Below are 15,912 nucleotides of genomic sequence, written 5' to 3' on the forward strand. Positions count from 1 at the left end.
CGGACACTCAAAACACATGGCGTGCATCGCCACAGAAGGGCACTTCAATAAATGACAGGTTCACCTTGGCCGTCACCGGCCAGTCGCTAATCAAGCACGATATCCGCGACATCACCGCCCCGGCTTTCGCTAACGTTCAGTCGCTGCTTCGTGAGGCGGATCTCTCCTTCACCAACTTCGAGAGCACAATCCTTGGGAGCCACGGCGGCTGGCCACTTAAAGGTTCGTTCTTCGGCTGCAGCGATCCGGCCGTGCTCGACACCCTTCAGGCGATCGGGTTCCGGGCGCTGTCGCTATCGAACAATCATGCCTTCGACCTCGGCCCATCCGGCGTGCTCTCGACGCTTGAAGAAGTAGACAGGCGCGGCTTCCTCCATGCAGGCCTCGGCCGCGACCACGCGCAAGTCTCGCGCGCCAGCACCGCAACGGTCGGCGGGCGCCGGGTCGCGATCGTAGCGATGGACGGAGGTCCGGGTCCGGACTTCATGTATGCCGCCGATGGCGACGACAACCGGCCGGCACGCCCCGGCGTCAACCGGCTGCGTCTCACCCAGGTACTCGAGGTCGATGGAGCTGCATTTGAACAGATTCGGGCCATTCGCGACAAGGTCGGCTACACCGCGATCGATCTCACCAATGACAGCCAGCCCGACGATCCACAGCACCCTGCTCCGGATAGCGAGATCGGCATCGCCCAAGCCGTGTTCCGGCGATCTGACCGCTTCGGACGCAACGTCAAGATCGACGAGGCCGACCTTTCCCGGAACCTCGCCGCGATTGCTACCGCGGCCAAGGACGGATCTCTAGTGGTCGCCTATCTGCACCATCATCATTGGGCATCCGACTGGTACCAGGTTCCCGACTGGGTCGCCGGCGTCGCCAAACAGTGCATCGATGCTGGTGCTGCCATGTTCGTCAGTCACGGCGCGCCCGTCCTCCAGCCGATCGAGATCGACCGGGGCCGGCCGATCTTCTACAGCTTGGGGAATTTCATTTTCCATGTGCGTTCGGAGAAGTCGACCTGGACGGCACCCGAAGTCTGGGAGAGCGTCGTCGGAGTATGCTCGTTCCGGGCTGACGACCGTCTCGCCGAGCTCACACTTCATCCCGTCATCATCGGCGGCGACGAGGCATTGAAGGAAGGCGCGCTGGAACGGCGCCTGGCGCCGCATCTTGCGACCGGGAAAAGTGCCAAGCGTATCTTGCGGCGGATTTGCGAACAATCGGCCAGGTTCGGCGTCGAGATCGACATTTCCGATGATGTCGGTGTCGTCAGGGTCTAGCCCGCAGTGACCCGGCGTGTGACAGCAACCCAGCCAGCGGCCGACACGGCCCGCATACCCCGCATGAGGAACACCATGGGTTTACGCGAAGAACTCATCAGCCGCTTTTTCCGCTATGTCGCCATCGAGAGCCAAAGCAACAGCCGTTCCCAATCTCTTCCCTCCTCCCCGGGACAGGCTGCACTTGCCGCCCTGCTCGCTGACGAGATGCGTGCGCTCGGCCTGGAAGACATCCTCATCGATCAGCACGCCATCGTGACGGGTGTCAAACGTGGCAATGGGCCTGAGGCTCCATCGATCGGCTTTATCGCGCATCTCGACACGGTCGATGTCGGCCTCTCGCCCTTTGTCCGCCCGCAAGTCCTTCACTTCGAGGGCACGGACCTTTGCCTCAACCATCAGAAGGACATCTGGTTACGTGTCGCCGAACATCCGGAAGTTCTCGAATGGATAGGGGAAGACATCATCGTCGGCGACGGCACCAGCGTGCTGGGTGCAGACAACAAGGCGGCAATCGCGGTCATCATGACGCTGCTTGCCCGGCTCGATCAGCAAGTCCGCCACGGCGATGTCTTCATCGCCTTCGTGCCGGACGAGGAAATCGGATTGCGTGGCGCCAAGGCGCTGGATCTCTCACGCTTTCCCTGTGATTTCGCCTACACGATCGACTGCTGCGAACTCGGGGAAGTGGTGCTGGAGACATTCAATGCCGCATCCTGTGAGATCGTCTTTACCGGGGTCAGTGCGCACCCCATGTCCGCGAAGGGAAAGCTCGTCAATCCACTGCTGATGGCGATGGACTTCGTCTCCCATTTCGACCGCGAGGAGACGCCTGAATGCACGGAGGACCGCCAGGGCTTTTTGTGGTTCAAGGACCTCGTCGCCAACGACAGCGAGGCAATACTGACCGCATTGATCCGGGATTTCGATAAAGATGGCTTCAATCGGCGCAAACGCCGGATCGCTCAGGTCGCGGAGCGCATGCAATCACGTTATCCCACTGGCAGTGTCCGGTACGAGGTCACCGACACGTATTTGAACATCTCCACGAGCCTCGCTCGTGACGATCGTGCGGTCGCTCTTCTCTTCAAGGCCATGGAGGAACTCGGGATCGAGAAGAAAGTGATCCCGATGCGCGGCGGCACCGATGGCGCGGTCCTCTCGGCCAGAGGAATACCGACACCGAACTTCTTCACCGGCGCCTACAACTTCCATTCACGTTACGAGTTTCTCCCGGTACCAGCCTTCGAAAGGTCGTTGCAAGTTGCGATGAAGATTTGCCAGTTGACGGCGACCGACTCCTGAGAGGAGATATTCACGTTTCATCCCAGCAACGATTGGTCCCGCACTCATAGCCGCCGATTACCTCGCTGAGGGACGCCACTTAACCGCCGAGCGCTGACGCTGGCGTCTCGATCAGGCCTTGAATGCTGCACATCCGCTGCGAGACAGTCGCCAACCGAACCGGACGATTGAGATCAACCCTGAACAATGTCGGACCACCGAAGGGCTTTCCTCGTTTGCCAAGACACGGCGGCGGTGACACGCTATTCCATTTAACACTCGTTGAGTCGATCTCAAGCCGGAACCTGCTTTGGCTGCATCGCTGGCTTCCGACCGCGGAAAATACGATTGAGCACCACGTATACGACCGGAGTCGAAAACAAAGTCAGAACCTGACTGACAAGCAAACCGCCCACGACCGCCACACCCAACGGTTCGCGCAGCTCAGCGCCCGTCCCGAAGGCCAACATGAGCGGAATAGCGGCAAGCAGCGCGGCGATCGTCGTCATAATAATCGGGCGGAAGCGCGTGACCGCGGCTTCGTAGATCGCTTCTTCGGAGTCAAGGCCGCGCCTTCGTTCGGCGTCGAGCGCAAAATCCACCATCAGGATACCGTTCTTCTTGACGATGCCTATGAGAAGTATGACACCGATTAAAGCCATCACAGAAAAATCAAGACCCCAGAGCCAAATGAGCCACAACGCGCCGAGACCTGCTGACGGCAGGGTCGAAAGGATCACGGCCGGCGTGAGGAAGCTCTCGTAAAGAACACCCAGGATGATATAGACGGCGATGAGCGCGGCGGCGATCAAGAATGGCTGAGAGGCTAAAGACTCTTCGAAGGCGCGTGCGGTTCCCTGCGAGCGCCCGCGGACCGATGTCGGGACTTCGATTTCTGCTTTCAGCCTGTCAATGGTGGCGATCGCGTCACCCAGGGAGGTGCCGACGGGAAGATTGAAGGAGATCGTTGCGGCGGGCGCAAGCCCGCTGCGGTTGATGAAAAGCGGTCCTGCCTGCTGCGGCTCCACCTTCGCCACGGCGGAAAGCGGGACCATGTCTCCTGTCGGAGCCCGCATGAACAGCGAACTCAACGTCGCGACGCGGGAGAAGTGGCTCTGCTCTACCTCCAGCACGATCTGGTACTGGCCGATCTGCGTCTGGTACTCACCGATCTGGCGTTGACCGAAGCTGTCGTAGAGTGTCTGGTCGATCATGTCGACCGAAAGGCCGTATCGTGCGGCAGCAGGCCGATCGATCGTGATCTGCTGCATGCGCGCGCCGAGTTGCATGTCGTGCCGGACGTCGCTGAAAGTGGGCGAGTCCGCCATTGCGCGCGTCAGCCGATCCGCCCACAGCGCAAGCTCATCCTGGTTATCGGCAGTCATAACGTAGCTGTATTGCGCAGCCCCACCGATGCCAAGGTTGATGTCCTGAGCCGATCGGAGTTGAACTGCGATTCCCGGAATTGCCGCGAGCTTCGGTCGTAGGCGAGCGATGAACTCTTCTGCAGACACGTCCCTGTCGGACCGGTCTTTCAATACGATCCATAAACGCCCGTTGGCCAGCGATTGGCTGCCGCCGGTCCGCCCGATCGCGGTGCTGAAGTCCTGGACTGCCGGGTCGGCGGCGACGATGTCCGCCAATGCCAGGTGCTTCTCCCTCATGGCCTCATAGGAAATGTCCTCTGGCGCGATCGTCGTCCCCAGGATGAAGGCGGTATCCTGCGGCGGAAAGAAGCCCTTGGGGATGTAAACGTAAGTTGCGACCGTTGCTGCGATTGTCGCCACAAACACCGACATGGTGAACGCCTTGTGCCGAAGGGACCAGCGCAGCGCCGCGGCATAGGAATCGACCAGCCGGTCGGTAAGGGACTTTTTGCCCCTGGTGCCACCGTGTTTCGGTGCCTTCATGAATAGGGCGCAAAGCGTCGGTGCCAGGGTCAGCGCCATGACGACGGAAATCAGCAACGACAAGGTGATGGTGAGAGAGAACTCCCGGAACAGACGCCCGACGATGCCTCCCATGAACAGCAGGGGTGTGAAGGCCGCGATCAGAGACAGGGTGATCGAAACGACCGTGAAGCCGATTTCGCGGGCACCCTCGAGAGCCGCTGTCATCGCCGATTCGCCGGCCTCCATGTGACGGTGGATGTTTTCAACCACGACGATGGCGTCGTCGACTACGAATCCGATCGCGATTACCAGTGCAACAAGGGTCAAATTGTTGAGGCTGAAACCCAGGACGTACATCGCTGCGAAGGTGGCAATCACGGATATACCGAGGATGATCGCGACGATCGCCGTTGCCGCGACTTGCCTCAGGAACACACCCATCACTGCGATGACGAGCACCAGCGTTACGACCAGTGTCAATTCCACTTCATGAAGCGAGGCGCGGATGGTCCGCGTTCGGTCATTGAGGACGGTCACGCTGACATCGGACGGCAGGCTTTCCCGCAGCCGTGGAAGCTCTTCAGATATCCGGTCGGCGATCTCGATGATGTTGGCACCTGGCTGCCTTTGCACGATGACACCCAGCCCGGGGGCCCCGCTGGGCCATGCGCCAACGTAGGCGTCTTCCGGACCGACAGCGACCTTCGCGACGTCTCGTATCCGCACAGGTGCACCATCCCGCCACGTTATGACGACGTCCTGATATTCACCCTCGGTGAAAAGCTGGTCGTTTGTCTGCAATGTCGATACGACATCTTGTCCAAAAACAGCGCCCTTGGCCCGATTGACGTTCGCGGATGCGACCGCCGCGCGGATGTCGGCCATTGTCAGCCCATAGGCCGCAAGCCGATCCGGCTGGGCCTGAATGCGAATAGCGGGTCGTTGCATGCCGGCGATGACGACCTGTGCAACACCGCTGATCTGTCCAAGTTGGCGCGCGATCCTGGTCTCGGCTAGGTCGCTAAGTGACGTCGTAGGCATACTCTCCGACGTCACGCTCAGCACCATCACCGGACCATCTGTCGGATTGATCTTCCTCCAGGTCGGAGGGTTGGGAAGGTCGGAAGGGAGGCGGCCCGCTACCGAATTGATGGCCGCCTGAATCTCCTGGGCCGCGACATCGATGTTCCTCTCCAGCTCGAACTGGATGAGAATGTTTGTCTGGCCTAGCGCACTTGAAGACGTCATCTCAATTATACCCGCGATTCCGGTGAAGGCGACCTCGAGGGGAGACGCTACTGCCGATGCCATTGTTTCGGGACTTGCGCCCGGAAACGTCGCGCTGACCTGAATCGTTGGGAAGTCCGCCTGCGGCAGAGGCGCGACCGATAGGGCGGGAAAGGCGAAGACGCCAAGCAACGTCACCGAGAGCGCAAGCAAGACACTGGCTATCGGCCGGCGAATGAACCAAGCCGAAAGACCGCCGCCCGAGGCTGGCGCGCGCTCATGCTCGAGCGTTGTTCGTGTGAGCTCGCTCATCGGCTGGCAACTCCCGCAACACGCACCACGGCAGGGTCCGCCACAGGCGCTTCTTCCACTACCTGGACCTTGGCAGATGGCCTCAGGCGTGAGTAGCCATCCGTAACCACGGCATCGCCGACCGAGACGCCCTCGGTGACGACCGCGATATTGTCGTCGTTGTAGCCGACCTTGACGGGAACCCTCTCGGCGACGGCATCGCGGATGCGGAAGACAAAGTTGCCGTCCATACCCAGCCTCACCGCCACTTTCGGCACAACGACCGCTTCGGCCGACACGTTCGTCTGAAGCTCCAAGGAAACGAACGCGCCGGGTGCCAGCCGCTCGTCCTTATTGTCGAAAACCGCTCTCACACGTGCGGTGCCTGTGCCGCCGCCGATGCGGTTGTCGAACGCGGCAAGTCTGCCCTGGATGCGTTGCCCGCTGTCTCGATCGACGATCGCAACGCCCTGACCATCGGATGTTTGCGCGTGATCCTTGAGCTCGGCTAGCAGCTGCTGCGGCACGTTGAAAATCACCGATACGGGGTCCATCTGCACGACTGAAGCGATGCCGTTCGCATCCTCCGGCCTGACAAAGTTCCCCGCGTCGACTTCCCGCAGGCCCACGCGTCCTGTTGTGGGCGCGAGGAGCTTCGTGAACGACAGGTTGATTTGGGCGGTTTCGACGTTCGCCTCGTCCAGCGCGATTGTTGCGCGCAACTGCTCGACCTGGGCCTGTTGCTGATCGACGGTTTGAACGGAAGTGACATTTTGCCGGAGGAGCGATTGGCCTCGCGCAAGTTCGCGCTCGGCAACGGCCAGCATGGCGCGGTCGCGCGCCAATTGTGCCTGCGCCGCGGCCAGCGCCGCGCGGTACGGCCGATCATCGATAGTGGCGAGTAGATCGCCAGCCCGGACAAGGTCTCCCTCGTTGAAGTTCACGGCTGTGAGCACGCCTTCAACTTGTGTTCGTACAAGAATGTCATTTAGCGAATCCACCGTGCCGACGATCTCGGTAACATGGGGTATATCGAAAACGGCCGCACGGGCGATTTTGACCGGAGTCAGCGGTGGCGGGGCCGCGGTCGTTTTGGCTTCGCTCGAAGCGTTGTAGGCGGCCCCGCTGGCAATGGCGGCGGCGACGAATGCTCCGAGGGAAAGCGGCCACCGAAGGCGCTTCCGCTTCGGCGCGATGTCGACGTCAGTTTTCTCGCTCCAATCCCCGTTCATGGAACCCTTCCGGCATTTGTTTCGAGAGTTGGATATTGCCCCTACGGCGCGGGCGAACGGGCCAATGCGACACGGCAACGGTCGCGAGCGCCATGCGCCCACGACCGTCTCAGGTCATCGGCGATTGATGCCCTGGTAGTATTCGCCTTCGCCGCCCTTCGACAACACCGGTTGTGCGGTTCCAGCGCCCGGGTAGCCATAGTCCGCGGACTGGGTCCGAATGTCGCGTGCAACGCTCGTCTTCTTGGGAGCCGAAAGGGAGCCCCTCGGATTGTTGATGTCGATGCCATCATAATAAGAGTCGGCAAACGCGGGTGCGACGCTTGCGAGCGTCACAAACGATGCGAGGGTAGCTGCGATATAGTGCTTGGCGGTCATGCCATTCTCCTTTGTCCGTTGTGCCATCGCCCCCGGCTTGGGAGATGTCGGGCTGCTATGGCGACGTAGTCCGGGCGCAGTAATCATGCGGCCTCGGACAAGGGAGAAACTAAATGTGAGTTGTCGCGCGTTTATGCGAGGCAGTCGGCTGTTTGTCTCCGAATGTATCAAAGATGTCGGGAGCCCCGCTCGGGTTGCCTTCATCAGAATTTGCCGTTTCCCCTATGTTGCGCCGCAATACAGCCATGCAGTAGGGCGTCGGAAGGGTGTCAGGAAGTTTCGCGGCTGGTATCGTTTGATACACTTTTTTGAATGCGGCACCTGAGTAGCGGCGCTATTAATTTCTGAGAAATTGCGCTTAGACATACGATATGGCTTGCCTCGGAATCTGCAGCTTAGAACTTCGGCGTGGATTATCGCGCATCGTTTTTGACGTCCGGGACAAGTTCAAGTCTGCGCTGAATCTCTCGCAAAGCACGGGCAAGAGGTGCATATGTTGCACGTCCATCACCCGAAATCTGCGCCCCAAACAGACCGTTTTCGCAAGGCCGGTCGTCATCCCAGCCGAGATGAGAGATAATTGGATAAAGGCATATGCCCTCTACGGGCACTCCGGCGTCCATAGCGGCTCTGACCTCTGCGTAAACATAGGTTATCCAATCGGCGCGTCGTTCCGCTTCTATTCCCGTCTCCGCGATAAAGAGCGGTTTACCATATCGCGCATATGTTTCGATCAGAATTGTCCTGAGTGGCTTGTAGAGCGGATGATCAATATCGATCGGCCGCCCGCCGTGGATCCATTGATTGTTATGGTAGTAGTTCACGCCAACGATATCGAGGAACTTATCAGCACCGCCAATCTGCGGCCAGAGCCGTCCCGCAAGCAGATCCCAGCCCTGAAACTGGGATTGACGGTGGCCCTCAGCGGCGCGCCGCTCCCAAGGGCGCGACGGATCGGTGATAACATTGATCACCGGATCGCAGTGGACGAAGCGCGCTCTCGGATCCACTGCAAGAATGGCTTCCATCGCCTCGATAGAAGCACGCGCCAGCTGAACCTTCAATTCGAAGCCGCGCCCATTGGCAAAAGGATTGAGGTAGCCGGCGTCGCCGCCGCCCCACGAGAAGAACGAGATCTCGTTGACGGGCGAGTAAAATGGCACGGCGTCGCTTTCCTGCCGTATGACACTTGCCGCAGCACCCGCAAAGCGCGCGAAACGTGTCACAAAATCCGGAGACCAAATGTCGATGTCGTCGGGCCAGCCATAATGCAACAGATCCCAGACCACCTGCGTCCTGGTCTCCTTCGCTGCCCTGAGCATCGACAGGAAACTTGACCAGTCGTACTTCCGGGGGACCGTCTCGATCCGGTGCCAGCGCAATCCGTCGCGCACGGTACGGATCGCATGGCGAGCGAGCTGCGCATAGTCGTCCGCGGCATAGACATCATGCCCAGTCGTGGCGATCACATCCAGGCGTTTTCCGGTAATTTCGCCCTCGCGTGGACGCAAGCGATGCGTGGAACACTCGAAACCGCCCTGAAGAAAGGACTGGAATATGCCCGCGGGCCCCGACTTCCGCCTCTCGTCGACGACCTTCTGGATGACGCTTTCCCACTGGGGTACTACGGCCGCCACACTGTAGTGGGTTTCCACCTTTGAACGTAGAGCCTGTCCGAGCTTTCTGCGCAAATCGGCTGACGCGATCAGCTTCTTCATCGCCGCCGCGACCGCGGCCGGGTCGCTATAGGGCACGAATATGCCAGACACCCCGTCATCGATCTGCTGCAAGGCGCCGTTGTCAGGCGTCGCGATAACAGGCAAGCAGGCCGCGCCCGCCTCCGCTATCACATGCGGCATGCCTTCGCCCTTCGATAGCCAGGTGAAAATGTCGAAAGCCGACAGAAGCGCCTGAATATCCTTCCGGTCCCCAAGAAAAGTCAGCACATCGCCCAGCCCGCACGAAGCGACTAGCGACTGCAGCTGGACGGCATAATCGGGCATAAACGCGTCCGGACCACCGACAATCACGAAACGCGCAGACTCATTTTCCGCATGCACGATCGCCGCTGCTTCGATGAAATCCTCGACATTTTTCTTTGGATCGAGCCGCCCCACCCAGCCGATAAGAACTGTATTTTCCGCCACACCAAGCGACGCACGCGTTGCGGCGCGCTGGGTAGCGTCGAACTCCGTCAGATCGACCATCGAGGGGATTTCGATCGCATCTTCTCCGCGCCCCGGCATGACCGAGGCAGCGGCGTCGCGTATTGATCGGCAGACGCCGACGTAGCGGCTGGTGAAATGCTTCGGCCCTGCCAGCGCTTCGGATACAAGTCCACCATGCTCGATCAGCGGCGGTCGCAGATGGACACGCTCCAACGCCGGGTAAATATCTGCAACATTCTGACACGCGACCACGACGTCATATCCCGGTATCTTATTTGCAAGATAGGAAACCGTGTCGTCGAAGGACAGATCGTAAGGCGTCGTATCCACGTCGACGCCCAGGGCCGTCAATTGTTCATGCGTCTGGCTGGGCATGTTGGGCTTGTGGAAACAGGCGACAACATCTATCCGGTAGCGAACTCGATTGAGGCTACGAGCCAGAAGGCGGACTTCCGTCTCCTCGCCCCCGACCACCAGCCATGCGAAGACGAACAGAATACGGAGTGGTGGCTCAAGCGGCGTCATCCGCTGACCTTGAAGACGATCTGCAGGAATTCCGGCCGGTTCTCCACCAGATCAGCGAGGAATTTTGGCCCAGCGTCGAATGGAACGACATGCGTGATCATATGCTCGCGAATGAGAGCTCCGTGGGTTTTTAGGAGCTGAACCGTTTCCTCGGCTAGCCGGCGCCTGTTCCACAGCGGCGCCAGTCCTCTGGGTACGCGGTTAATCTGTGCGCAGCGGATGTTGAGGCCATTGTGATGAAACTCTTCGCCTAGCCGCAGCCGCTCGGCGTTGCCCTGATAGAATGCGAGATCAATGACTGTGCCCTGCGGGCGCAGTGCCTTCAGCGCGACGTGGAGGCTCCACGGGTGCGCCCGTGTCTGAAACACGACATCGGCGCCGCGATCACTTCCGCCGTTATGCCATCGCGTTTTCGCGTGCTGCCAGACCTCATCCTCGGTCATCGCAATCAGACCCATGGCCCGCGCCTTGTTCCGCCGAAACGCCGAAGGATCGGCAACGACGATTTCCAAGGCCCCCGCTTTCTGCGCAAAAAGCGCCGTCATCAATCCAACCGTGCCTCCTCCGAGCACGACCACGAGACGCCCGGCAACGCCAACTCCGAGACAGGATACGTTGCTCCCCAGAGCGTCCGCATCCGCATGTAGAATGCCGTTGGCCGCGATAGGGCCCATCTGCGCTACGAAGACGCCGAGAACGGGATCGATTTCGGCTGGCAAGGGCACCAGCAAGTCGAGGAGTGGATCGGCAGTATGGCCGCTTTTGTGCGCGTAGGTCGCGGCAACGACATCCCCTTCCTTGAAGCCTACCGCCTTCGATTCCGAGACGCGCGCCACTTCCATGTATCCCAGAAAAGGCACCGGGTAGCGAAGATCCGGCTCGTTCTCGACAAACACGCCACGCTCGCTATCGAAACGGGAGTGGAAGTAAGGATTGGTGTTCTTCATGAAGGTAAGTTCGGTGCCGGCGGAAAAGCCGGTAAAGAGCGTTTCCAAACGGACATGGCCGTCAGCGGGCGGGCCCTCTTCATAGTCGAAGAAGAATGCTTTTCCGGGCCCTTCGATGCCAAGAGAGCGAATGGCACGATGGTCTGGGGATAATCCGTGAGAGGCCTCGGACGACGGTGGATACTGCAGCGTCGTCACAGCGTTGCGGACTATGACAGGCGGATCGAGCTTTATCGGCTCGCCGCTGCGCGCCGAGGATGCGACCGCGAGCGCGAGGCGGTGCGTCGCCAGCGCATCCGCGTAGGCACAGCGAATGTTATTATTTCCCCCGCGCACGGCGTCGACAAAATCGCGATCTTCACGCCAGACGGGATCGCCCTCGGCATGCCGCACTGGTCGACCAGCACCCACATCGATCATGATGTCATGGTCAGTCAGCTCGATCGCAAGTCGGTCGGCGAAGATGTTCAGTCCGACCCTGTGGCTCCAACCGAGAAGACATGTCGAGGAGATGTTGCCGATAACGCCCGACTGAAAGGTGAGGCTCGCAGTGGTCACCGCCGGCACATCGAGGCCCGGAAATTCGGGGCGGTCTTTGAAGCCGACACGGCCATAAACGTCCGTAACTTCACCAATAAGGTATCGCGCCAGATCGATGATGTGGGTCGCCTGCTCAACCATCTGGCCGCCCGAACGGTCGTTCTTCCACCACCATTGCGGCGGTGGCGTCTGGTCCAGCCAATAGCCCGAAAGAAGCTGAGCGGGATTTTCGGCCAGAAGCCGGCGCGCCTCCTCTACTGTATCGAGATTGCGCCAATGATAGCCGACAGCCGTGATCAGCTGTGCGGCTTCGATCGCGGCAGACAGTTCCTCCGCCAGCCCGATATCGAGCGTGATGGGCTTCTCGACAAAGAACGGGATGCCACGCGCGATCAGATCCCGTTCGGCATCGCCATGGGCAAAGGGGGGAATGCAGATATAGACCGCATCCAGCGCCTCTTTCTCCAGCATCGCACTGTGGCTCTCGAACGCCTTCGCGCCGAACCGCGACGCAGCATGCTCGGCGCGTCCGAAGTCCGGGTCTGCAAAAGCAACGAGCGCCACGTCCTCGAAACCGGCGAATATATCGAGATGCCGCTGGGCGATGCCCCCGACGCCAATGAAGCCGACACGTGTCTTGTTCATGAAATGATGTCCTTGTTCATTCTCCGTCTGCTCGGAAAGAAATCGCCGATAAACAGCTGCGGTTTCGTCCGCCATTCGCTGCGCTGAAAATTCAGTGTGAAACCTGTCCCGGCCGGCCCGGCCGACCGTTTTCGCCCGTTCCGGGTCTCTCAGAGCTTCGATCAGCACGCGGGCCAATAAGGGTGGATTTTCGCGTTCAGCCAGGAACGGATGTTCCGATCCAAGCGCCTCGACGGTGCCGCCGATCCGGGTTGCGACGACAGGCAGTCCGATCGACATTGCTTCGAGCACTGCTAAGGGAAGCCCTTCAAATCGCGACGGCAGGACCAAAAGGTCGGCGCTGCCCATCAACTGGTCGACCTCGACGCGATGCCCCAGAAACTGGACATGCGGGCCAAGCGACAGGTCTTCGACAAGTGCCCGAACAGCATCCATCTCCTCGCCTTTGCCCACAAGAAGCAAAACGACCGATGGGTCCGCCGCTACTACTGCCGGCATTGCCCTGATCAGAGTGGCGTGGTCCTTCTGCTTAGAAAAGCGCGCCACCGTAATGAGGACGCTTTTTCCCTCGAGCCCAAGTGCGGCTTTGCTGCGATCGGCAATGTTCCGTGTGCCTAGCGAGAAGATTCCATTGCGGACGACCGTCATGCGGTTGGCATTGACCCCGTTGCTCTCGAAGCTGAACTTCGATGCTTCCGAAACGACGATATGATGCGCAAGAGCATCAGTTTCACTGGCATAGCGCTCCTTCTGCTCGGTATCGGTGAGCAGGTAGGGAAGATGCTCCGTACGGATAACCGGGATGCCGCAAGCGACCCCTGCGCGCGCTATCTCATGCCCCTCCCAACCGATGCCAGCGTGGACGTGGAGCAAAGAAACGCCCGAAAGCCGCAGCCAATGTTCGAACGACGCATTATCATCGATGCCTTTGACCGCGAGGCCGCAACGCGCAGCCCTTGTCAGCAGGGCGGCTTCGATCCCATCGATGGCGGCAAGCGTCACATCGAACTGGCCCTGGAGCGCCCGACCGAGCGTCAGCATGTGTTCACCCATTCCGGATGGATCGACACTGTCGGTCGCAAGCACTATGCGCAAACGTGTGTTCATTGAGCGCTGGCAGCCATGGCGTCGCTCAGGACTGTCTTCACCATCCGCCGATAGGTTGCCAACGCCTGACCAACAACCTGGTCCATATTGAAGTATTTGTAGGTTCCCAGTCGTCCGACGAACGTTACGTCCGCGCGCGCTCGTGCCAAGGCCTCGTACTGCTTGTAGAGTGCCTGGTTTTCCGGTCGCGGAATCGGATAGTAGGGGTCGCCGTCGGCACAGGCGAACTCATAGGAAATGCTGGTTTTCGGGTGGATCTGCCCGGTCAGATGCTTGTACTCGGTAACGCGGGTATAAGGCACAGCCTCAGACGGATAGTTTACGACGGCTACGGGTTGCACGCGACTGATATCATGCGTTTCGTGCTGGAACTTCAGGCTGCGATACGGCAGTGGGCCAAAGCAGTAACCGAAATATTCGTCGATTGGCCCTGTAAAGATCGTATGCGCTGCCAGGCTGTCCCTGTGGATGTCGGCATACTCGGTGCCGGTCATGACGGTGATGTTCTCGTGATCCAGCATCTTCTTGAACATTTCGGTATACCCATGAAGCGGCATCGCCTGATAAGTGTCGAGAAAATACCGGTCGTCCGTATTTGTGCGCGTCGGCACCCGCGCCGTTACCGACTTGTCGAGCTGCGCTGGATCAAGCCCCCATTGCTTCCGGGTGTAACCCTCAAAGAATGCACTGTACAAATCACTGCCGATCTGAGACACGACCACGTCCTTCGACGTCACGATCGCATCGCACGGCTCGGCGCGGCTGGCCAGAAACAGCGCGGCTTCCGCCTCGTTCTTGAGGTCAAGACCGTACAGGGCATTCAGCGTCGTTCTGTTGATGGGAACAGGCAGTAGATGATCGCCGACGTGTGCAAGTACCCGATGCTCGTAGGGCCTCCAAGCGGTAAACCGCGACAGGTACTTGAGGACGACCTCGCTGTTGGTGTGAAAGATATGAGGTCCGTATCGATGAACCAGGATGCCGTCTCCATTGTGGAAATCATAGGCATTCCCGGCGATATGCGGTCGTCGGTCGCAAAGAAGCACGCGCTTATTGCCATCGGATGCAAGTCTCTCTGCCAAAACCGAACCGGCAAACCCTGCACCGACAATCAGATAATCGTAAACCAAAGAAAACGGGGCGCCTGATCTTTGAGGATGGCGTCTTTTGGGAGGCAGCTCGGGCACGATCCGCCGTGTCACAGCTTCCTCCATCAGAGCATTCATCGCAAGGAATGTCTGGTCCCAGGATGACCCCGCAAGCAAAGTATCGACTGATGCCAGCCAATCCGTGCCTGAGCTTTTCAAGGTAAGCGCACTTTCGCATGCCGTAGCAAAATCATTGGCGTCACCAGCCAGAAATACGCCACCCACATCACCGTAATGACGCACCACATCCGTAATCGGCGTGCTGACAACTGGCCGTCCGGCTGCCAGATATTCCGGCGTCTTCGTGGGGCTGATGAACTTCGTTGCCTCGTTGAGGGCGAACGGCATCAATGCCACATCCCATCCCGAAAGATAGGCCGGCAGTTCAGTGTAACTCTTCTGTCCGAGATAATGGATGTTTGGGGCCTTTGGCAGATCATCCGGCGAAATCTTGGAAATCGGACCGATAAAGATGAAGGAGAGGTTTGGTTTGGCTTTGGCCACTGCACCGATCAGCGCCAGATCGAGGCGCTCGTCAATGACGCCATAATATCCGAGCTTCGAGCCGGAAATTGTCCGTTGATCGGACGGCTCCTCACAGTTCAGCCGTGCGGTCTGAAAATGGCTTGCGTCGACACTCGATGGAAAAGGATGAATGTTGGCATGCAGATGGCGCTTCGCCTCGTAAAGGCTATGTCCTCCCGTGAATACCGCATCGGCCCGAACGATGAGCGCAGCCTCCGTTTCCTTCAATCGGGGCGGTGCAAATTTGAAATTCGCCAGTTCGTCCATGCAGTCATAAATGACCGCCGACGCATCCACATGGCTGGCGAAATCATACATCATCGGAGTGTAAAACCACAAAATTGGGCGCGTCGCGCCGCAAAGCCCGAGAAGATCATCCAGCAGTCTTCTCAACGCCTGTTCCCGGTCGCCGTCACTCCATCCATGCGGAACCCGGGGACGAACGGCCTTGACCGCCGTTCCGTCGAATGAATGAATTTCGAGATAGGCGAGATGATGGTCTGTCGGAATAAATTCCTCAAAGAAGAATACCTGCCGATCTTTGGCAAAGCGGTCCATCAGGTGTTGCGGGCGCTGCAACACAAAATCCCAGCGTAAGTGAGAGAAACAAATAAGAGGCGTGTTGTGGGCGGACACGGAATGTGCCGCTTGAGAAAACGAACTGGAGAGATTCATTGCACATCCGCGTTTGAGAGACGGATGCAAACTACGATCCCGTTG

Annotated in this window: 8 protein-coding genes; 2 read left to right on the plus strand and 6 right to left on the minus strand. The window is 59.3% G+C overall.

Going from position 1 to position 15,912, the window contains the following annotated elements; genetic code table 11:
- Positions 1-47: 47 nt before the first annotated feature.
- Together M1D34_RS30550 and pepT are read left to right on the plus strand one after the other, a co-directional pair.
- The gene (locus M1D34_RS30550; RefSeq protein ID WP_498786206.1) at positions 48-1,283 is read left to right on the plus strand and encodes a CapA family protein; all 1,236 of its coding nucleotides are present in this window, start codon (positions 48-50) and stop codon (positions 1,281-1,283) included.
- 75 nt (positions 1,284-1,358) lie between these two features.
- Positions 1,359-2,588: a peptidase T gene (gene pepT / locus M1D34_RS30555; RefSeq protein WP_498785033.1), complete on the plus strand. Its 1,230-nt coding sequence runs from the start codon at positions 1,359-1,361 to the stop codon at positions 2,586-2,588.
- 272 nt (positions 2,589-2,860) lie between these two features.
- Here the strand turns inward: pepT and M1D34_RS30560 are convergent, their stop codons facing one another.
- The 6 genes from M1D34_RS30560 to glf form a co-directional block, all read right to left on the minus strand.
- A complete protein-coding gene (locus tag M1D34_RS30560) occupies positions 2,861-5,998 on the minus strand; it encodes an efflux RND transporter permease subunit (protein WP_498785035.1) in 3,138 nt (1,045 codons plus the stop codon).
- A complete protein-coding gene (locus tag M1D34_RS30565) occupies positions 5,995-7,209 on the minus strand; it encodes an efflux RND transporter periplasmic adaptor subunit (RefSeq protein WP_498785037.1) in 1,215 nt (404 codons plus the stop codon). Before M1D34_RS30565 ends, M1D34_RS30560 begins: the two co-directional genes overlap by 4 nt.
- A 114-nt stretch (positions 7,210-7,323) precedes the next feature.
- A complete protein-coding gene (locus M1D34_RS30570; protein ID WP_498785039.1) occupies positions 7,324-7,587 on the minus strand; it encodes a hypothetical protein in 264 nt (87 codons plus the stop codon).
- Positions 7,588-8,000: 413 nt separating this feature from the next.
- Complete coding sequence (locus M1D34_RS30575; protein WP_498785041.1) at positions 8,001-10,280, minus strand: glycosyltransferase; 2,280 nt, start codon at positions 10,278-10,280, stop codon at positions 8,001-8,003.
- Positions 10,277-13,519, minus strand: coding sequence for a glycosyltransferase (locus M1D34_RS30580; RefSeq protein WP_498785043.1), 3,243 nt, complete (start codon positions 13,517-13,519; stop codon positions 10,277-10,279). The genes M1D34_RS30575 and M1D34_RS30580 overlap by 4 nt, the downstream gene beginning before the upstream one ends.
- The gene (gene glf, locus M1D34_RS30585) at positions 13,516-15,867 is read right to left on the minus strand and encodes a UDP-galactopyranose mutase (protein WP_498785045.1); all 2,352 of its coding nucleotides are present in this window, start codon (positions 15,865-15,867) and stop codon (positions 13,516-13,518) included. Before glf ends, M1D34_RS30580 begins: the two co-directional genes overlap by 4 nt.
- Between the last annotated feature and the right edge of the window lie 45 nt (positions 15,868-15,912).

This window comes from Ensifer sp. D2-11 (assembly GCF_054161295.1).

Bases quoted from the DNA above. Each gene is read 5' to 3' on its own strand.
- pepT (WP_498785033.1), top strand. From the start codon at position 1,359: ATGGGTTTACGCGAAGAACTCATCAGCCGCTTTTTCCGCTATGTCGCC.
- M1D34_RS30560 (WP_498785035.1), bottom strand. From the start codon at position 5,998: ATGAGCGAGCTCACACGAACAACGCTCGAGCATGAGCGCGCGCCAGCC.
- M1D34_RS30565 (WP_498785037.1), bottom strand. From the start codon at position 7,209: ATGAACGGGGATTGGAGCGAGAAAACTGACGTCGACATCGCGCCGAAG.
- M1D34_RS30570 (WP_498785039.1), bottom strand. From the start codon at position 7,587: ATGACCGCCAAGCACTATATCGCAGCTACCCTCGCATCGTTTGTGACG.
- M1D34_RS30575 (WP_498785041.1), bottom strand. From the start codon at position 10,280: ATGACGCCGCTTGAGCCACCACTCCGTATTCTGTTCGTCTTCGCATGG.
- M1D34_RS30580 (WP_498785043.1), bottom strand. From the start codon at position 13,519: ATGAACACACGTTTGCGCATAGTGCTTGCGACCGACAGTGTCGATCCA.
- glf (WP_498785045.1), bottom strand. From the start codon at position 15,867: ATGAATCTCTCCAGTTCGTTTTCTCAAGCGGCACATTCCGTGTCCGCC.